The 19,336-nt window shown below is 66.9% G+C and carries 12 protein-coding genes, 1 tRNA gene and 1 other RNA gene; 8 read left to right on the top strand and 6 right to left on the bottom strand.

The window, feature by feature from the left end:
- Positions 1–732, top strand: coding sequence for a DNA polymerase III subunit epsilon (gene dnaQ, locus ACXI0D_RS07585; RefSeq protein ID WP_049446670.1), 732 nt, complete (start codon positions 1–3; stop codon positions 730–732).
- Positions 733–842: 110 nt separating this feature from the next.
- Here dnaQ and ACXI0D_RS07580 read toward each other — a convergent pair whose 3' ends face one another.
- A complete protein-coding gene (locus ACXI0D_RS07580) occupies positions 843–1,547 on the bottom strand; it encodes a PP2C family protein-serine/threonine phosphatase (RefSeq protein ID WP_049446668.1) in 705 nt (234 codons plus the stop codon).
- A 165-nt stretch (positions 1,548–1,712) separates the two neighbouring features.
- Between ACXI0D_RS07580 and ACXI0D_RS07575 the strand changes: the two genes are divergently transcribed.
- Positions 1,713–1,803 (top strand) — tRNA-Ser (locus ACXI0D_RS07575).
- A 277-nt stretch (positions 1,804–2,080) separates the two neighbouring features.
- Positions 2,081–2,485: a DUF6165 family protein gene (locus ACXI0D_RS07570; RefSeq protein WP_049446667.1), complete on the top strand. Its 405-nt coding sequence runs from the start codon at positions 2,081–2,083 to the stop codon at positions 2,483–2,485.
- A gap of 54 nt (positions 2,486–2,539) precedes the next feature.
- Here the strand turns inward: ACXI0D_RS07570 and ACXI0D_RS07565 are convergent, their stop codons facing one another.
- Positions 2,540–3,586 carry a glycosyltransferase family 9 protein gene (locus ACXI0D_RS07565; protein WP_049446665.1) on the bottom strand — a complete coding sequence of 349 codons (1,047 nt, stop codon included), beginning with the start codon at positions 3,584–3,586 and terminating at the stop codon, positions 2,540–2,542.
- A gap of 20 nt (positions 3,587–3,606) precedes the next feature.
- On the opposite strand from ACXI0D_RS07565, the gene ACXI0D_RS07560 reads away from it, so the two are divergent.
- Genes ACXI0D_RS07560 through ACXI0D_RS07550 form a run of 3 tightly spaced genes read left to right on the top strand, consistent with a single transcriptional unit; the run spans position 3,607 to position 5,509 of the window.
- Entirely contained in the window at positions 3,607–4,356 is a 750-nt protein-coding gene (locus ACXI0D_RS07560; protein WP_049446664.1) for a 3-deoxy-D-manno-octulosonic acid kinase, read from the top strand.
- Positions 4,356–5,123 (top strand): MBL fold metallo-hydrolase, encoded by a 768-nt coding sequence (locus ACXI0D_RS07555; protein ID WP_049446661.1) that lies wholly within the window; start codon positions 4,356–4,358, stop codon positions 5,121–5,123. The genes ACXI0D_RS07560 and ACXI0D_RS07555 overlap by 1 nt, the downstream gene beginning before the upstream one ends.
- A complete protein-coding gene (locus tag ACXI0D_RS07550; RefSeq protein ID WP_049446659.1) occupies positions 5,120–5,509 on the top strand; it encodes a nuclear transport factor 2 family protein in 390 nt (129 codons plus the stop codon). Before ACXI0D_RS07555 ends, ACXI0D_RS07550 begins: the two co-directional genes overlap by 4 nt.
- Positions 5,510–5,596: 87 nt before the next feature.
- On the opposite strand, the gene ffs is transcribed toward ACXI0D_RS07550, so the two are convergent.
- An RNA gene (gene ffs / locus ACXI0D_RS07545) (signal recognition particle sRNA small type) lies at positions 5,597–5,693 on the bottom strand.
- A 300-nt stretch (positions 5,694–5,993) separates the two neighbouring features.
- Between ffs and ACXI0D_RS07540 the strand changes: the two genes are divergently transcribed.
- Positions 5,994–6,311, top strand: a complete 318-nt coding sequence (locus ACXI0D_RS07540; protein WP_010483859.1) for a DMT family transporter — start codon at positions 5,994–5,996, stop codon at positions 6,309–6,311.
- 358 nt (positions 6,312–6,669) lie between these two features.
- On the top strand, positions 6,670–17,550 hold the full coding sequence (locus ACXI0D_RS07535; RefSeq protein WP_119007234.1) for an autotransporter-associated beta strand repeat-containing protein: 10,881 nt from the start codon (positions 6,670–6,672) through the stop codon (positions 17,548–17,550).
- A gap of 83 nt (positions 17,551–17,633) precedes the next feature.
- On the opposite strand, the gene ACXI0D_RS07530 is transcribed toward ACXI0D_RS07535, so the two are convergent.
- The 3 genes from ACXI0D_RS07530 to ACXI0D_RS07520 are packed head-to-tail and all read right to left on the bottom strand — an operon-like array spanning position 17,634 to position 19,328.
- Positions 17,634–18,260: a hypothetical protein gene (locus ACXI0D_RS07530; protein ID WP_119007233.1), complete on the bottom strand. Its 627-nt coding sequence runs from the start codon at positions 18,258–18,260 to the stop codon at positions 17,634–17,636.
- A gap of 1 nt (position 18,261) precedes the next feature.
- Complete coding sequence (locus ACXI0D_RS07525) at positions 18,262–18,948, bottom strand: TadE/TadG family type IV pilus assembly protein (protein WP_182474426.1); 687 nt, start codon at positions 18,946–18,948, stop codon at positions 18,262–18,264.
- A complete protein-coding gene (locus ACXI0D_RS07520) occupies positions 18,945–19,328 on the bottom strand; it encodes a DUF192 domain-containing protein (protein WP_479642457.1) in 384 nt (127 codons plus the stop codon). The genes ACXI0D_RS07525 and ACXI0D_RS07520 overlap by 4 nt, the downstream gene beginning before the upstream one ends.
- Positions 19,329–19,336: the final 8 nt, after the last annotated feature.

The raw sequence follows: 19,336 nt of genomic DNA, 5'->3' as shown, positions 1-19,336 counted from the left end.
ATGCGTCAGATCATCCTCGATACCGAAACCACCGGCCTGGAATGGAAGAAGGGCAACCGCATCGTTGAAATCGGCTGCGTGGAGCTGTTCAAGCGCCGCCCGACCGGCAACAACTACCACCAGTACATCAAGCCGGACTGCGAGTTCGAACAGGGCGCGCAGGAAGTCACCGGCCTGACCCTGGAGTTCCTGGCTGACAAGCCGGACTTCGCGCAGATCGCCGATGAGTTCCTGGCGTTCATCGATGGCGCCGAGCTGATCATCCACAACGCGGCATTCGACCTCGGCTTCCTCGACAACGAGCTGTCGCTGCTGGGCCCGCAGTACGGGAAGATCACTGACCGCTGCACGGTGATCGATACCCTGGTGATGGCGCGCGAGCGCTTCCCGGGCCAGCGCAATTCGCTGGATGCGCTGTGCAAGCGGCTGGGTGTGGACAACTCGCACCGTGCACTGCATGGCGGCCTGCTTGATGCGCAGATCCTGGGCGACGTCTATATCGCGCTGACCTCGGGCCAGGAGGAAATCGGCTTCGGTCTGGGCGATGACGATGGCGGTGGCGCCGGTGCGGCGCTGCAGGCCTTCGATACCAGCAAGCTGCTACCGCGCCCGCGCGTGGTGGCGACGCCGTCGGAGCTGGAAGCGCATACCGCGCGGCTGGAGCGGCTGCGCAAGAAGGCCGGCCACGCATTGTGGGATGGCCCGAAGGCGGAAGAAGCCGCCAGCGCGTAATACACCGGGGTAGTGCCGGCCGCTGGCCGGCATCTGCGTGATACGCGGGTTCCCGGTGAGCCGGCCAGCGGCCGGCACTGCCGCATCCACGCATGGCGTGGATCTACGGGTTAATGGCAGCGCACCAGGATCACGCTGATGTTGTCGCGGCCACCGCCGTCGAGCGCGGCGGCGACAAGGGTGTCCACGCATTCCTGCGCGCTTGCATCCTCGAACGCCAGGGTGCGGGCGATGCCGCGGTCGTCCACTTCCTCGGTCAGGCCGTCACTGCACAGCAGCAGCTGCATGCCGGGGCGCAGTTCACCGCTGGTGGTGGCCACGTTCAGGTGTGCCGGATCGGTCACGCCCAGCGCCTGGGTGACCACGTTGCGATGCGGATGCGCGCGTGCCTGCTCGGCAGTCAGGTTGCCCTGCGCGACCAGCTCCTGCACCACGCTGTGGTCCTGGCTGAGCTGGGCCAGCTGGCCGTCACGCCACAGATAGGCACGGCTGTCGCCGACCCATGCCACTTCATAGCGATTGCCCTGCACGCGTGCGGCGACCACGGTGGTGCCCATCGGCAGGGTGTCGTTGCGCCGCCGCGAGGCGCGGATGATCTCTTCGTCGGCGGTACGGATGGCGTGGGCCAGCGGCGCGCCACGGCGGATCTCGCGCACGATGGTTTCGCGGGCCAGCGCGCTGGCCACCTCGCCGCAGGCGTGGCCGCCCATGCCATCGGCCACCAGCCACAGGGCCAGCTCGCTGTCACCGTAATAGGTGTCTTCGTTGAGCTCGCGGCGCAGGCCGGGGTGGGTGAGGTGTCCGAATTCGATCATGGTGTGCGGGGGCGGGGTATTGCTGGGGAGACAGGCATCATCGGGGGGCTGCAGGCATCCGGCAAGGCATGCACTCAGGAAATTTTCACTTCGTTGACCGGAATGACTTGTCGTCGGCCTCACTTCCTCGTATGATGCGCGTCCCCGGTCCGCCGGGGACCACCCGGAGAGGTGGCAGAGTGGTTGAATGTACCTGACTCGAAATCAGGCAGGCGTTTATAGCGCCTCGGGGGTTCGAATCCCCCCCTCTCCGCCAGATAAAGAAAAAGGGCTGCCGAAAGGCAGCCCTTTTTCTTTATCTGGCGCGGGACGCGCCGCGCTTTGCGCGTCGCCCCACACGTTGCTGCGCAACGCGTGGGCCCCTCCCTTTGCCGGCCTCTCCCCGCCCCTGTCGGGGCAGGTGCATCAGTAGATCCACGCCATGCGTGGATGCTGTTCCTGCCGAGCTGAACCATCCACGCATGGCGTGGATCTACCCATTCCATCGCGAGCTGCGGGTTAAACTGCCTGCATCACCTGCTGGAGCTTTCCCCATGACCGCTGAAATCCTCGTCCCCGTTTCTTTCGGCGAGCTGCTGGACAAGATCTCGATCCTGCAGATCAAGTCCGAGCGCATCAGCGACGAGGGCAAGTTGGCCAACGTGCGCAGGGAGCTGTCGGCGCTGGAGCAGACCTGGATGGCGCACCCGGCGGCGGTGAAGGACATCGCCAAGCTGCGTGCCGAGCTGAAGGCGGTCAACGAGCAGCTGTGGGATATCGAGGACGACATCCGACTGAAGGAGAAGGCGCAGGCGTTCGACCAGGGCTTCATCGACCTGGCGCGCAGCGTCTACCTGCGCAATGACGAACGCGCGCGCATCAAGAAGGCGATCAACCTGGCGCTGGGTTCGGCGTACGTGGAAGAGAAGTCGTATCAGGATTACGCGCAGCGCGCGTAATCCCGGGGATGCCGATGCAGTAGATCCACGCCATGCGTGGATGGAGCCCGCTGCTCACCCCAGATGGTCGGCGACGTAGCGTTCGAAGGCAGCGATACCGTCTTCAACGGTGATCAGTTCCATCACATCGTCGAACTCGATCTTGGTGCCCCACTTCAGATCGGTGGCCTGCTTGGCGAGGTACTTGCGTGCAGCATCGTCGTAGCGGTCCACGCAGTAGCGACGGTCCGAGTAGGGACCGCTGCGGTTCGGATTGCTGGCCGCATGCAGGCCCAGCACCTTGGCGCCCATCGCGTTGGCGATGTGCATCGGGCCCGAGTCCGGTGTCATCACCAGGTTGGCGCGGGCCAGCAGGGCAGGCAGCTGCTTGAGCGTGTCCTTGCCGACCAGGTCCAGTGCCGGTGTGTGCAGCTGTGCCTGGATGGCGTCGGCCATGCTGCGTTCCAGTTCGCTGCGGCCACCGCACAGCACCACCTGCCAGCCGCGCGTGACCGCGTGGTTGGCCACTGCGGCGTAGCGGTCGGCATACCAGTTACGGCGCACGTGGCTGGAGCAGGGCGAGATCATCAGCACCGGGCGACCATCGTCCTGCCACTGCGCGGCGGCCCACTCATATGCGGACTGCGGCACGGCCAGGTCCCAGCTGACCTCGGCCTGGCGCAGGCCCAGCGGTTCGCAGAAGCTGCCGATGGCATCGAGCACGTGGATGCCGGGACGGTCGGGAATGCGTTCGTTGATGAAAAGCCCATGCAGGTCCTTCGAGCGGCTGCGGTCGTAGCCGATGCGGCGCTCGGCCGGAATGAAGGCCGACAGCAGGTTGGCGCGGAACGCGACCTGCATCTGCAGCAGCGCTTCGAAGCGCCCCGGCGGCAGCTGCCTGCGCAGTTCCTTGACCCCGGCCATGCCGCTCTTCTTGTCGTAGGCATGGAAGGTGACGCCGGGCAGGCCGTCGAGCAGCTTGTGGCCGACCTTGTCGATGATCCAGTGGATCGGCGTGTCCGGGCGCGCGGCCTGCAGGGTACGCACCAGGGGCACCACGTGGGTGACATCGCCAAGTGCGGACAGGCGCAGGAGGCACAAGGAGGAGGACGCTGATGCCATGTGTTGTTAGACTCAATGAAATGGTCGCATTCGACGCCAATGAAGCGCTGACGCCATGCCGCGAGGGTCGCGGCATCGGGGCCATTCTGTTCGACCGCGAGCGGCTGCGGCAAGCCGAGATCGGCCTGTTCTCGCCCCAGCACTGGGGCAGCAGGGCCCGGCCGGTGGGCGAGGGCGGCCGTGGCAGTGCCTGGTTCGTCGATGCGCCGTTCGGTGCCAGCGTGCTGCGCCACTACCTGCGCGGCGGCATGGCGGCCCGTATCAGCCATGACCAGTACCTCTGGCGCGGTGCGGACCGGACCCGCAGCTTCGCCGAATTCCGGCTGATGCGCGCGCTGCGCGAGAAGAAGCTGCCGGTGCCCCGACCATTGGCGGCCTTCTACATGCGCGAGGGCCTGCGCTACCGGGCGGCGATCCTGATGGAGCGGATCGAGGGCGTGCGCTCGCTGGCCGACCGCGCACTGGTGGCCGGCCGGGGTGCTCCCTGGGAGGAGACCGGGCGCCTGATCGCCCGCTTCCACCGTGCCGGGCTGGACCATGCCGACCTCAACGCGCACAACATCCTGTTCGATGGCAGCGGCCATGGCTGGCTGATCGATTTCGATCGCGGCGTGATCCGCATCCCGGCCACCGCCTGGCGCGAGCGCAACCTCAAGCGCCTGCTGCGCTCGCTGATCAAGCTGCGCGGCGAGCGCAGCGTGGAAGACGTGCAGAAGGACTACGCGCGGCTGCGCCGCGCCTATGACATGGCCTGGAACCGGGGCACCTGATGGACTGGTCGTTGCGTTTCCTCGGCGTCGGCAATGCGTCGGCGGTCGAGCTGGGGTCGCCGATGTCGGTGATCGAGCGGGAGGGGCGCCCGTGGCTGACCATCGATTGTGGTGGTGAAGGCCTGACCGCGTTCAAGGCGCACTACGGGCACATGCCGCAGGCGCTGTTCGTCACCCATGTGCACCTGGACCACGTGGCCGGCTTCGAGCGCCTGTTCGTGGATACCTTCTTCAATGCGCACCGGCGCGGCAAGGTGCGCCTGTACGTGCCTGCCACGGTGGTGCCGCTGCTGCACAAGCGCATCGGGGATTACCCGAACGTGCTGGCCGAGGGCGGTGCGAACTTCTGGGATGCCTTCCAGTTGATCGTGGTCGGTGAGGCGTTCTGGCACGAGGGCGTGCGCCTGGAAGTGTTTCCGGTGCGCCATCACTGGCCGGAGACGGCCTATGGCCTGCGCCTGCAGGGCGCGTTGACCTGGAGCGGCGATACCCGGCCGATTCCGGAGATGCTGGCCCGCTTCGCCAACGACAACGAACTGATCGCCCACGACTGCGGCCTGCACGGCAATCCGTCGCATACCGGCGTGGACGACCTGGAGCGTGAGTACAGCGCCGAACTGCAGGCGCGAATGATGCTGTACCACTACGCCAGCGCGGCCGATGGCCTGGCATTGGCCGCGCGTGGGCACCGCGTGGCGCAGCCGGGGCAGTGCGTGCCGCTGGCGAGCCCGACCGCGCCGCACGTGCTGGCCCAGGATCCGCCGTGAGTGGTACCGGCCAGCCCGCAGACGCGGCGCTGGCTGCCGAACTGGAGGCGCTGGAGCGTGCACTGCATGCGCCAACCGTGCGGGCCGGCCGCGAGCAACTGGCGGCATTGCTGGATGAGGAATTCAGCGAGATCGGCAGCTCCGGCCGGTGCTATGACCGCGCGGCCGCGCTGGAGGAGATTCCGCTGGAGCGTGCGCAGGTGCAGATCGAATCGGAGCAGTACGCGATCTGGCTGCTGTCGCAGGACCTGGCCCAGGTGCGCTATCGCAGTCGCTATCACCTCGATGGCCAGGCGCAACGCTGGGTGCTGCGCAGTTCGCTGTGGCGCCGGCACGGGGAGGGATGGCGCATGGTGTTCCACCAGGGCACGCCAGAGGCAGGGTAGCGGCGGGTGTTGCCTGGTACGAACGGCTTAAGGGTCAGAGCCCTTTGCCGGGCAAAGGGATCTGACCCCAGTGCAGAAAAGGCGGTGGCCCCGCCGGCTGACCTCGGCGCCCGCGTCGATCGATACCGTTGCTGCCTTCCGGCCCTGGCGGGGTTTTCGACCTAGCGTCGCGAGGGGCCGACGGGGCCACCATAGAGACGTCGGCCGCCCATTGGGCGGCCAGTTCACGGATCAGGGGAAGCAGCGCGCGTCGCGCCGGAGACCACAGCCGGACTGCACATCGGCTGGCCGATGGCAGACGCGCATTCTAGCGCAGGCAGGCCCATCGACGCCAGCTTCGCGCACTGAATCGGCTGTAACCCGTTGCCGGCGGCGGCGGCCGGGGGCTGCCCCCGTTGCTAGAATGCCGGCCAGGAGGAACGACCTCCCCCACATCGGGAATCAAAGACCAGGACGGCCTGGCCCTACCAAGAGGAGGGCCGTCATGGCCTGGATCTATCTGTTGTTCGCCGGCCTGCTGGAAATCGTCTGGGCCGTGTCCATGAAGCAGTCCGAAGGCTTCACCAAGCTCACTCCCACCGTGGTCACCATCATCGGCATGATCGCCAGCTTCTGGTTGCTGGCGGTGGCCATGCGCAGTCTGCCGCTGGGCACCGCCTATACGATCTGGACCGGCATCGGCGCGGTCGGGGCGTTCGTGGTTGGCATCGTGTTTCTCGGCGAGCAGGTCAGCCCGATGCGGATCGGTGCAGCGGTATTGATCGTTTCCGGCCTGGTGCTGATGAAACTCTCGAGCAGCTGAATCCATTTACTTATGGCGGGGAAGGGAATCTCCGCTTGCTGCAGGTATATGCATTTTCGGCAAAACCATTTTGTCCGCCGGTTTTATTTGACGTACGTCATAAAAATAACGAGCGTGATTCACATGCCGCTGGCGCCGCCGGTCGCACAGTGCCGCCATTCGTCAGGCGAAACCGGGGAGTTTTCGCCTTGACGGACACGCCGGCGCGCCCTTTCCAAGGGGCGTCGCGTGAAGATGTGAAGATTTTCAGGAGTTAATGCCGCCAGGCCTTGTTTCCGTGTCGGGAGCCGGGATGGGCCGCATCGTCTTCAAAAAAACTGCCCGCAGTGCCATCCGGTCTTTTCAGGGAGATTTACCGATGAACCGCATTTACCGTCTGGTTTTCAATCGCGCCCTCGGCGTAATGCAGGTTGCTTCGGAGGTCGCCCAGAATCCTGGCGGAAGTGCGGCTACCGCGAAGCGGCCACCGCGACTGCGGGCGCATCAGCTGGCGGTGGCACTGGCGGCCACGCTGGCCAGTGGATCGGCATTCGCGGCGTGCACGACACCGGGCCCGACCATCACCTGCACCGGAACCACCAACAATTTCGTCGACGCCACCAATGGTGTCCAGGTGACCGTGGCAGCTGGCGCGAACGTAGGAAGTACCGCTGGCCTGGGGAATTCGATGACGTTGAGCGGCAATGGCATCCAGCTCACCAACAACGGCACGATCGGCACCAATGTCGGCCTCTTTGCTGCCTCCGGCGCGGTGCTGGGCAATGCCAGTGGCCAGGCGATCAGCGTTACCAACAGCGCGACCGGCACGCTTCAGGGCTTCATTGATATTGGCTCCCTGCTGGGCGCGAATGGCCGCGCGCTGTCCGTGCAGAATGGCGCAGGCGGTGTCACCACGATCAACAATGCCGGCACCGTCAACATGAATTTCCTGCTGGGCGGGCTCGGCACGGCCGACGCGCCGGCCATCGTCAGCTACGGTGGCGCACAGACGGTCCTGAGCAACAGCGGCGGGATTACCGGGCGGGTCGGATTGGCCGGCTCGACGCTGGGCAACTCGGTCAACAACAGTGGCACGATCACCGGCAGTGTCTACCTCGGTGATTCAGCGCAGGGGAATACCTTTACCGCCGTGTCCGGGTCCAGTGTGGCGAACGGGGCCGGGGCCTCGGCGGGAATTGATGTACTGGGTGGTATTTCGGTTTCGCTCGCCGCCGCAGGCACGGTCAATGCCGGCGTGGGCGCCGGCGCCGCCAGCAACACGCTGGTGCTGCAGAACGTCGTCAGCGGTCCGGGGGCCGGTACCGGCGGTGCAGTGACCACGCTGGGCTGGAACCAGTACCTCAATTTCCAGAGGCTGACCGTCAACAGCGGCACGTGGAACCTGCAGGGCGCATGGGGCGGAACCGGGCCGACGACGCTCAACGATGGCCTGGTCAACTTCAACAATGCCGCTTCCTTCGGCACAGGGCTGTTCACGGCCAACGGCGGTGCCATCGCATCTTCCACGGCCGGTCTGAACCTGGCCAACGCTTTCAGCCTCGGTGGCAATCTGTCTCTGTCCGGAACCAATGCATTCGGTCTGGGCGGAGTGCTTTCAGGCGCTGGCGGGCTGACGGTCAACAACACCGGCATCGTTACTCTCGGCGGCGCAAACCTGTTCTCCGGCGGCGTCAACCTCAATGCCGGCGGGCTGGTACTGGGCAATGCCGGTGCACTGGGTAGCGGCAACCTGACCGTCGGTGGCAGCGCTTCGCTGGATACGACGGCGGGCTTCAGCCTGGGCAACAATCTGGTGATCAATGGCGGGGGCTCGTTGAACCTGCTGGGCAGCAATGCGTTGTCATTGAACGGTTCGATCTCCGGTGCCGGCAACCTGACCAAGAACGGTGCCGGCACGCTGACCTTGAACGGCGCCAATTCGCTGACCGGCAACTTCAACCTGGCCGGGGGCGCGTTGGCGCTGGGCGCGGGCGGCAGCCTGTCGCCCACCGGTGCGATCACGGTCGGCGTCGGCACCACCCTGGACCTGTCGGCAGCCGCCAACCAGACCATCGGTTCGCTGGCGGGCCTCGGCGGTTCGGTCAACCTGGGCAGCCACACGCTCACCCTCGCCGGGCTGGGCAATACCAGCTACAGCGGCACGTTCGCCGCAGGCACGGGTGGCCTGGTCAAGCTGGGCACCGGCGTGCAGACCTTGTCGGGCGTGAACAACCTCAGTGGCGGCGTAGCACTCAACGCCGGTGGCCTGCTGCTGGGCAATGCTGCCGCGCTGGGCAGCGGTGCGCTCTCGGTTGGCGGCAACACTACACTCGACGGCACTACGGCGCTGACGCTGACCAATGCAGTCAACCTCGGTTCGGGTGCCAGCCTGAATCTGCTCGGTAACCAGGCGCTGACGTTCAACGGCGTGATCGGTGGCACCGGCAGCCTGGTGAAGAGTGGGGCGAGCACGCTGACACTCAACGGTGCAAATACCTTTGGTGGTGGGCTGGCGCTCAATGCCGGTGGCCTGGTCCTGGGCAATGCCGGCGCGCTCGGAACCGGCGCGCTGAATGTCGGCGGTGCGACAACGCTCGATGCCAGCGCGGCGCTGAGCGTGGGCAATGGCATCAACCTCGGTGCAGGTGGCCTGCTGAATGTACTGGGCAGCAATGCGCTGACGCTGGGCGGCGCCATCGGTGGCACCGGCAGCCTGGTCAAGAACGGTGCCGCCACGCTGACGCTGGGGGGGGCGAATACCTTCACCGGCGGCCTGGCGATCAATGCCGGCAAGGTTGCGGTGGGCAGCGGCGGAAGCCTGGCGGCCGGGGGTGCGGTCAGCCTGGCCGGCGTTGGCGCGGACCTGGACATCTCGCTCGGCGGCAACCAGACCATCGGCGCGCTGTCCGGTATCGCCGGCAGCACGGTGACGCTGGGCAGCAGCACGCTCACCTTCGGTGATGCCACCAACCAGACGTTCGCGGGCGTGATCGGTGGTACCGGCGGCCTGGTCAAGCAGGGGACGGGCATCCAGACCCTGAGCGGGGCCAACACCTTCAGTGGGGGCGTGAATCTGACGGCGGGCGGCCTGCTGCTGGGCAACAACAGTGCGATCGGCAGCGGGGCGTTGACGGTCAGCGGCAACAGTTCGCTCGATGGCAGCGCGGCATTGAACCTGGCCAATGCCATCAATCTGGGCGCGGCGTTGACCTTGCCGGGCAGCCAGAACCTCACCTTGGGCGGCAACATCACCGGCACTGGCAGCCTGACCAAGAACGGTGCCTCGCTGCTGACCTTGAGTGGCACCAACACCTTCAGCGGGGGAGTGAATCTCAACGCGGGCGGGTTGCTGCTTGGCAATGGCGGCGCGCTTGGCACGGGTGCCCTGAACGTGAGCGGCAGTGCGTCGCTTGATGGCAGCGCGGCGCTGAGCCTGGCCAACAATGTGACCCTGGGTAGTGGGGCCGTGTTGTCGCTGCCGGGTTCGCAGGCGATCACGCTCGGCGGGGTGGTTTCCGGTGCGGGCGGCCTGGTCAAGAACGGTGCCAGCACGCTCACGCTCAACGGTGCCAATGCATTCACCGGCGGCCTGGTGCTCAATGGCGGCGGCCTGACGCTGGGCAATGCCGGCGCGCTGGGAACCGGACTGCTTGCAGTCGGTGCAAACGCCACCCTCGACAGTTCGGTGGCGTTGAACCTGGGCAACGCCATCGATCTCGACACCGGTGCGCAGCTGAGCCTGGTGAGCAACCAGAACGTCGCGCTGGGCGGACTGGTCACCGGCACCGGTGGCCTGATCAAGACCGGTAGCGGCATTCTGTCATTGAACAACAGCAATACCTTCAGTGGTGGCCTTGCGTTGAACGCGGGCAGCGTGTCGGTCGGCGCCAACGGTGCGCTCGGCACGGGGGCGCTGAACATCGGCGGCAATGTTTCGCTGGATGCGGGAGCCGCGGTTTCGCTGGCCAATGCGGTGAACCTGGGCGCCAACACGCTGACCCTGCCGGGCAGCAACAACCTCACTCTGACCGGCGTGGTGGGAGGAGCCGGTGGCCTGATCAAGAACGGCGCCTCGACGCTGACGCTGTCCGGTGCGAATACCTTCCTGGGCGGTGCCACGGTCAATGCCGGCACGCTCGCGCTTGGCGCCGGTGGCAGCCTGGCCGCAACCGGTGCGGTGGACCTCGCCGGTGCCGGAGCGACGCTGGACATCTCCGCGGCCGGGGCCGGGCAGACGATCGGCGCGTTGAACGGCATCGCCGGCAGCCATGTGGCACTGGGCACGCAGACCCTCACTTTCGGTGGCGCCAGCAATGGCAGCTTTGCCGGTGTCATCGATGGCAGCGGTGGGCTGATCAAGGTCGGTACTGGCGTGCAGACGCTGTCCGGTGCCAATACCTTCAGTGGCGGTGTCGCGCTTGATGCCGGTGGCCTGATCCTCGGGAATTCGGGGGCGCTGGGCACGGGCACGCTGGGCATCGGCGGCAACGTCAGCCTGGACGGAACGACGGCACTGACTCTGGCCAACGCCGTGAACTTCGGCGGGGGTACGCAGCTGACGCTGGGCGGCAGCAACGATCTCACCCTTGCAGGCGTGGTGGCCGGCAGCGGCAGCCTGATCAAGAACGGTACGGGCCTGCTGACGCTCAACAACACCAATACCTTCGGTGGCGGCCTGACCTTGAACGGTGGTGGCCTGGTGGTCGGCGCCGACGGAGCGCTGGGTTCCGGCACGCTGGCGGTGACGGCCAGCACCACGCTGGACGCGAGTGCTGCAGCGACGCTCGGCAATGCGGTCACGTTGGGCTCGGGTGTCGCACTGACATTGCCGGGCAGCAATGCGCTGACGTTGTCGGGTGTGATCGGTGGCAACGGCAGCCTGATCAAGAACGGCGCTACCACGCTGACGTTGTCCGGTGCCAACACCTACACCGGCGGTACCACCATCAATGCCGGCACGCTGGCGCTGGGCACGGGCGGCAGCCTGGCCGCGGCGGGTGATGTCACGCTGGGCGCAGGCGCTGGCTTCGATATCTCCGGTGCCAGTGGCAGCCAGACCATCGGTGCACTCAATGGCGTGGGCGGAAGCACGCTGGCGCTGGGCGGAAATTCATTGACGTTCGGAACCGCCAGCAACGCCGCGTTCGATGGCGTGATCAGTGGTGGCGGCGGCCTGGTGAAAGTGGGCGCAGGCGTGCAGACGTTGTCAGGTGCCAACACGTTTGGCGGCGGCGTGACGCTCAACGCAGGCGGGCTGGTGCTCGGCAATGACGCGGCGCTGGGTACGGGTGCGTTGACCGTCGGCGGTGCCGCCACGCTGGACACCACCGGCCAGGCAACGCTGGCCAACAACATCGCCCTCAATGCCGGGCTGACCGTGCTCGGCAGCAATGCGCTGACACTCAACGGCGTCCTTTCCGGGGCTGGCAGCCTGACCAAGAATGGCGTCGCGACGCTGACCTTGAACGGGATCAATACCTACACCGGTGGCACCAACATCAACGCCGGCACGCTGGCGCTGGGTGCCGGTGCGAGCCTGGCGGCAAGCGGTACCGTGAACCTCGCCACCGGCGCCACGCTGGATCTGTCTGCCGGCAGCGGCACGCAGGTGTTCGGCACCCTGGTCGGCAACGGTACGGTGAACCTCGGTGCCAACTCGATCGAAGTCGGCGGTGCCACCAATGGCACGTTCAGTGGCTCGATCGCAGGCACCGGTGGCCTGACCAAGGTCGGTTCGGGCATCGAAACGCTGACCGGTACCAATACCTATACCGGCGGCACCTTCATCAACGCCGGCACGCTGGCGATTGGCCCGGGTGGCAGCCTGGCTGCGGACGGGGCGGTGACGCTCACTGCGGCGGGAACCGGCTTCGACATCTCGTCGTCCGGCGCCAGCCAGACGATTGGTTCGCTGGCCGGCGTGAGCGGCTCCACGGTCAGCCTGGGCGCGCAGTCGCTGATTCTCGGCGGCATCACCAACAGCGTGTTCGACGGTGCGATTTCCGGCACCGGTGGCCTGGTCAAGAATGGCGCCGGCATCCTCACGCTGGGTGGCGCCAATCTGTTCAGTGGTGGCGTTGCACTCAACGGCGGTGGCCTGGTGGTCGGCAACAACGCTGCGCTCGGCACCGGTACGCTGACGGTGGGCGGCAACGCGACGCTGGATGCATCGACAGGCGTCAATCTGGCCAACAACATCGGGCTTGCAGCGGGCGCCAACCTCGACCTGCTCGGCAGCCAGGCGCTGACACTGGGCGGTGTGATTTCCGGTACCGGCGGCCTGATCAAGGACGGTGCGGCCACCGTCACGCTGAGCGGTGCCAACACCTACACCGGTGGTACCACCATCAACAACGGCACGCTGGCGATCAGCGCCGGCGGCAGCCTGGCGTCGACCGGTGCGGTGAACCTGGCAGGTGCCGGTACCCTCGATATCTCTGCGGGCAACCAGACCATCGGTTCGCTGGCCGGCGTGGCCGGCAGCACGGTGGCACTCGGTGGCAGCACGCTGAGCCTGGGCGGCACGGTGGACAGCACCTTCAACGGCGCGATCAGCGGCAACGGTGGCCTGATCAAGAACGGCGCCGGCGTGCAGACGCTCAATGGCGCGAGCACCTTCAGTGGTGGGGTAACGCTCAATGCCGGTGGCCTGGTGGTCGGCAACAATGCTGCGCTGGGCACCGGCGCGGTCACGGTGGGGGGCAATGCCACGCTCGATTCGAACACGGCGGTGACGCTCGCCAACAACTTCATCCTCAACAATGGGTTGACTGTACTCGGCAGCAACAACCTCACCCTCAACGGCAGCCTGAGTGGCACCGGCAGCTTGACCAAGGAAGGTGCCGCAACGCTGACCTTGAACGGCATCAACACCTACACCGGTGGCACCAACATCAACGCCGGTACGTTGGCATTGGGCGCGGGCGCGAGCCTGCACGCCAGCGGCGTCGTCAACCTGGCTTCGGGGGCGACCTTCGACCTGTCGGCGGGCAGCGGCACGCAGCAGTTCGGCACCCTGATCGGAAACGGTACGGTGAACCTGGGCGCCAACACGCTGACGATCGGAGACGCCACCAACGGCACGTTCAGTGGTTCGGTGGCCGGCTCCGGCGGCCTGATCAAGGAAGGTTCGGGGACCCAGACGCTGACCGGCACCAACACCTTCACCGGGGGTACCACCATCAACGCCGGCACGCTGGCGATCGGCGCAGGCGGCAGCCTGGCGGCAACCGGCGCGGTGAACCTGGCCAATGCTGGTACCGCCTTCGACATCAGCGCGGGCGGCGCGCAGACGATCGGTTCACTGGCCGGCGTGGCTGGCTCGGCCGTGGCGCTGGGCACCAGCACGCTCACCCTCGGCGGCGTCGGCAATACGACGTTCGCCGGCACCATTGGTGGCACGGGTGGCCTGGTGAAGAACGGCGCGGGTGTGCAGACCCTGAGTGGCAGCAATACGTTCAGCGGCGGCGTGGCACTCAACGCCGGCGGCCTTGCCCTGGGCGACAACGCTGCACTGGGCACCGGCACGCTGACCGTGGGCGGCGACGCCAGCCTGGACGCCACCAGCGCGCTGACGCTGGCCAACACCGTGCAGTTGAGCAGCGGCACGCTGACCCTGGCGGGCAGCAATCCGCTGACGTTGAATGGTGCAATCAGCGGTGCCGGCGGCCTGCTCAAGGATGGCGCGGCAACGGTCACCCTGGGCGGTGCCAGCACCTACACCGGCACCACCACCATCAACAGCGGCACATTGGCGGTGGCGGCCGGTGGCAGCCTGTCCGGTGCCAGCACGGTCAACCTGACCGGTGCCGGTACGCTGGATATCAGCGCAGGTGGCAGCCAGAGCATCGGCGGCCTGGCGGGTGTGACCGGATCCAGCGTGGTGCTGGGCGGTGCAACCCTGACCACCGGCGGCAACAATGGCAGCACCGTCTTCGGCGGCGTGCTCAGTGGCACCGGCGGCCTGGTTCAGAGCGGTACCGGCACGCTGACCCTGAGCGGCGCCAACACCTATACCGGCGGCACCACCATCAATGGTGGCAGTACGCTGCAGATCGGCAACGGCGGCAGCACCGGTTCGGTGCTGGGCGACATCACCAACAATGGCAGCCTGGTCTACAACCTGGGCACGACGGCAACCGTGGGTGCGGTGGTCAGTGGCAGCGGCGGCCTGACCCAGGCCGGCAGCGGCACGCTGGTGCTGACCGGCAACAACACCTACACCGGCGGCACCACCATCAATGCCGGCGGCACGTTGCAGGTGGGCAACGGTGGTGCGACCGGTGCGATCGTTGGCGACATCACCAACAACGGCGCGCTGGTATCCAACGTGGCCGGCAACACCACGCTGGGCGGCACCATCAGCGGCGGTGGTGGCCTGACCCAGGCCGGCAGTGGCACGCTGACCCTGACCGGCAACAACACCTATACCGGTGGTACCACCATCAATGCCGGTGGCACGCTGCAGGTGGGCAATGGCGGTGCGACCGGCGCGATCACCGGCAATGTCGCCAACAACGGCAGCCTGGTCTTCGACGTCGCGGGCAACACCACCGTCGGCGGCGCGATCAGTGGCAGTGGTGGCCTGACCCAGGCCGGCAGCGGCGTGCTGACCCTGGTTGGCAACAACACCTACACGGGCGGCACCACCATCAATGCCGGCGGCACGCTGCAGGTGGGCAACGGCGGTGCGACCGGCTCCATTGCCGGTGACATCACCAACAATGGTGCGTTGATTTCCAACGTGGCCGGCAACACCGCGCTGGGCGGCACCATCAGCGGCAGTGGCGGCCTGACCCAGGCCGGCAGCGGTACGCTGCTGCTGACCGGCAACAACACCTACACCGGCGGTACCACCATCAATGCCGGCGGCACGCTGCAGCTGGGCAATGGCGGTGCGACGGGCTCGATCGTCGGCGATGTGACCAACAATGGCACGCTGCTGTCCAACGTGGCCGGCAACACCACGCTGGGCGGCACCATCAGCGGCAGTGGCGGCCTGACCCAGGCTGGCAGCGGCACGCTGACCCTGACCGGCAACAACACCTATACCGGCCCGACCACCATCAACGCCGGTGGCACCCTGCAGGTCGGCAATGGCGGCGCCAGCGGTGCGATCGGCGGCAGTGTGACCAACAACGGCAGTCTGGTGTTCAACGTGGGTGGCAACACCACCGTCGGTGGCGCCATCAGCGGCAGCGGCGGCCTGACCCAGGCCGGCGCAGGTACCGTGACCCTGACCGGCAACAACACCTATACCGGCGGTACCACCATCAACGCCGGTGGCACGCTGCAGGTCGGCAATGGTGGCGCGAGCGGTGCGATCACCGGCAACGTCAGCAACAACGGCAGCCTGGTGTTCAACGTGGGTGGCAACACCACGGTGGGTGGCACCATCAGCGGCAGCGGCGGCCTGACCCAGGCCGGCACCGGCACCGTGACCCTGACGGGCAACAACACCTACACCGGCGGCACCACCATCAATGCCGGTGGCACCGTGCAGGTCGGAAACGGCGGGGCCAGCGGCTCGATCACCGGCAACATCACCAACAACGGTGGCCTGGTGATCAACACCGGCGGCACCACCACACTGGGCGGCAGCATCAGCGGCGGCGGCAGCATCGTGCAGGCCGGCCCGGGTGGCCTGAATCTCGGCGGCAACAGTGGTGGTTTCAGCGGCACCGGCCAGGTCACCGGTGGTGGCCTGAATGTCACCGGCACCATCGGCGGCCAGTGGACCATCGGCAGCGGTACCACGCTGTCCGGCACCGGCACCATTGGTGGCACCGGCGGCGGCGTGATGGTGTCCAGCGGCGGCGTGCTGTCGCCGGGCAATGGCCCGGGCAACGGCAGCGGCGCAGGCAATGGCACCGGCACGATCACGGTGGGTGGCAACCTGACCCTGTCGCCGGGCAGCACGCTGGGCATTGATCTGGGCGCCAGCGGCAGCGACACGGTGCAGGTGGGCGGCAGCGCCAACGTGGGAGGCAGCACGGTGCAGGTGAATACCATTTCGCCCAGCACCAGCTACCAGCAGGGCCAGCAGTACACGGTGGTCAATGCAGGCGGTGGCGTGAGTGGGCAGTTCGCCTCGGCGACCTCGCCGTCGGCCTTCCTGACCATCACCCCGGTCTACACCGCCAACACGGCCAACCTGCAGATCGACGTGGCGCAGACGGCGGCGTTCACCACCGTGGCCAACACGCGCAACCAGTACAACACCGCCGCAGCGCTGGACAGCCTGCCGCAGAGTGGTGCGGCGCTGGGCCTGTACAACACGGTGCTGATGTATGACGCCGGCACTGCGCGCAGCGCATTCGACCAGCTTTCCGGTGAAGTGCACGCGGCCAGTCGCGCGGTGCTGCTGTACGACAACTACCTGGAAGAGGGCATCCGCCAGCGCCTGGGCAGTGAGCTGCCGACCGTGCGTGGCGAGCGCGCCTCGGCCTGGTTGGCCGGCAGCGGCAAGGTGTTCAAGCAGGATGGGGATGGCAACGGTGATGAGATCCGTTCCAACCGCAATGCGGTAATGGCGGGCGTGGACTGGCAGCTGGGTGAACACGTGGTGCTGGGTGCAGCGGCCGGCAACGAACGGCTGGATACGCGCCTGTACGATCGCAGTTCGCGGGCCCGCCTGCGTGGCAACACGTTCGGCCTGTATGCACAGGGACAATGGAACAACGGCTTCGCGGTCGGTGGCAGCGTGTCGCGCGGTGACTACCGCACGCGCACCACGCGTGAGGTGCCGCTGCTGAGCCAGACCTTGTACAGCCGCCAGGATTCGGACGTGACCATCGCGCAGGTGGAGAGCAGCTGGACCTGGACCCACGGCAGGACCCAGCTGCAGCCGTACGTGCAGTTCACCAGGCACTGGGTCGACAGTGATCGTGCGGTGGAGCAGGGCGGCAGTGCCGCACTGGTGCTGGAAGGCGGCAAGGACACGCTCAACGTCAGCACGGTGGGCGTGCGCGGCCGCTGGGACGTGGGCAGCGGCGAGCGCTTCCCGGCGCAGCTGACCGTCGGCCTGGGCTGGCAGCATGCATCGGGTGACACCGATGTGGCCAGCCGCAACCGCTTCGCGGTCGGTGGTGATGCCTTCGATGTCTACAGCGCGGTGATGGCACGCAACGCACTGGTCAGCCAGGTGGGTGTGGCGGTCGGCCTGGGTCGCAGCAGCCAGCTGTCGATGTTCGTGCAGGGCCAGCATGGTGATGGCCGTCGCGATGTGGGTGGGCAGATCAACCTGCGGGTAGGCTTCTAAGGGGAGCGGGCCAACGGTAGATCCACGCGCTGCGTGGATCTACTTGTTGCGGCGCGACGGTGCCGCCGCGTCGCGCAGGCCGCTCAGTTCGCCGCATCCTGAGTGCGTCGGCGCAACCCGGCGGGCGGGTCGAACAGGCTCGAAGGCACCTCATCGAAAGTGACCTCGGTAACCCGCAGGCCGCGCTCGGTACGCTGGTTGCCGGTGCGTCCGCGGTAGCCCAGCAGCAGGCCGGTGCGGGTATCGATCCACAATGTGCCGGAGGTGGTGCCATCAGGGCCATGCGCGTTGTCATAGCGCCAGCCGGCAGCGAGACGGCCCAGGATGAACTCGCCGGGTGCGGGTGAGCAGCGCCCGCCGATCGTCTGGCATGGTGCGGCGGGATCGTACCAGTAGGGACCACTGGCGTCGGCGACCGGCAGCGTGTAGTTGCCACGTTCGCTTACCAACCATGCCCGGCCGCGCTGGCCCTGGGTGGTCAGCCATGCATCAGGCGCATTGCTGCCGCGGAAGTCGATGCGGATGGCCGGCCCGCGCAAGCGGATCTCGACCTCTACTTCACCGCCAGGCGCATTGGGACCGAGCGGGCCCAGGCCATAGGCGCGCGCGAGCAGTCGTGCCTGTGGAGGTTCGCTTTCGGCATCGTCCGTGGATTGCGCGGCGACGGCCCAGGTTGCTGCCATCAGCAGGCTGGCCAGCAGCACCCGCATGTCAGCGCGCCAGGTTGTTGCTGTCATGTACGGGGCTCTGCATGCGGACGATCGCATAGGACTCGATCGGCATGCGGCGATGGCCGGTGATCGGGTCCTCGATCAGCATCGAGGCCGGGCGGAAACTGTCGCCTTCGCTGACCAGATCTGAAAGGCCGGCGATCACCCGGTCGGCAAAGGGAACGATCAGGGGCATCGGATAGGTGACCTTGATCTTGAGGATGTTGGCGTCCTGCACGCTGACACGGCTGCTGCCGACGCGCGCATCGCGGAAGGCAAGGTTGTCGTTCGGCAATGCATAGCGCCCATCGAACTGGCGCTCGCGGAATTCGTTGTACGCCGCGCGGCTGGGCGAGATGACCTCGATCTTCGGCGACAGCAACGGGTTCTTCCACAGCAGGGCGACCTTGGCGCGGGCGGCGACGGCACCGGCGGCGTCCGGCGAGGTTGCGTACAACGGAGCCATTGCCATTTCCAGTGCGCTGCGCATCTCTGAATGACTGACGCCACTGACCGCGCCGGCACGTGCGGCCTGCAGCGTTGCGAAATCCAGCAGCGACTTTGCGCGATAGATCAGGACGAACTGGAAGATGACCAGGACGAGGAAGATGAAGGCCGGAACCACGATGCAGAATTCAAGCAGCGACTGGCCACGCTGACGGCCGATGGATGTGCGGATGTGCTTCATTGCAACGCCCTCGTGGATGGCGGTGCCGAAGGCGGAGAAGGGCACCATTGGAACGTTTCGCCCAGCACTGGAGCGATATGCCTGAGGCTGTCCGCCGGCATTTCCAGGGTGGAGTAGGCGCCGCGACACCAGGCGCCGCGCCAGGGGCGCACGGCCTCGCGCCAGCCAACAGCGCGCTGATCGCGGTCCAGGAACAACAGGTCGAGCGGATACCCCATCGCCAGCGTGTGCACGCTCGAGCAGGGGGTTATCAGCAGGCCCTGCCCGGGCTGGAGTGGCGCGCGCAACAGCAGGCCGCGCAGCCGCTGGTGCCAGCGATCGGCGTGCCAGACGCAGCTGAGCAGTTGCTGGTGGTCGCGGATCAGGGCGCCGGTTCTCATGTACGGAG

This window comes from Stenotrophomonas sp. C9D9 (assembly GCF_056491205.1).
Note: the sequence above shows the minus strand (reverse complement) of the source record. Positions and strands in the feature narration are given on the sequence as shown.

Bases quoted from the DNA above. Each gene is read 5' to 3' on its own strand.
- ACXI0D_RS07580 (WP_049446668.1), bottom strand. From the start codon at position 1,547: ATGATCGAATTCGGACACCTCACCCACCCCGGCCTGCGCCGCGAGCTC.
- ACXI0D_RS07540 (WP_010483859.1), top strand. From the start codon at position 5,994: ATGGCCTGGATCTATCTGTTGTTCGCCGGCCTGCTGGAAATCGTCTGG.
- dnaQ (WP_049446670.1), top strand. From the start codon at position 1: ATGCGTCAGATCATCCTCGATACCGAAACCACCGGCCTGGAATGGAAG.
- ACXI0D_RS07520 (WP_479642457.1), bottom strand. From the start codon at position 19,328: ATGAGAACCGGCGCCCTGATCCGCGACCACCAGCAACTGCTCAGCTGC.
- ACXI0D_RS07570 (WP_049446667.1), top strand. From the start codon at position 2,081: ATGACCGCTGAAATCCTCGTCCCCGTTTCTTTCGGCGAGCTGCTGGAC.
- ACXI0D_RS07555 (WP_049446661.1), top strand. From the start codon at position 4,356: ATGGACTGGTCGTTGCGTTTCCTCGGCGTCGGCAATGCGTCGGCGGTC.
- ACXI0D_RS07565 (WP_049446665.1), bottom strand. From the start codon at position 3,586: ATGGCATCAGCGTCCTCCTCCTTGTGCCTCCTGCGCCTGTCCGCACTT.
- ACXI0D_RS07525 (WP_182474426.1), bottom strand. From the start codon at position 18,948: ATGAAGCACATCCGCACATCCATCGGCCGTCAGCGTGGCCAGTCGCTG.
- ACXI0D_RS07535 (WP_119007234.1), top strand. From the start codon at position 6,670: ATGAACCGCATTTACCGTCTGGTTTTCAATCGCGCCCTCGGCGTAATG.
- ACXI0D_RS07530 (WP_119007233.1), bottom strand. From the start codon at position 18,260: ATGCGGGTGCTGCTGGCCAGCCTGCTGATGGCAGCAACCTGGGCCGTC.
- ACXI0D_RS07560 (WP_049446664.1), top strand. From the start codon at position 3,607: ATGGTCGCATTCGACGCCAATGAAGCGCTGACGCCATGCCGCGAGGGT.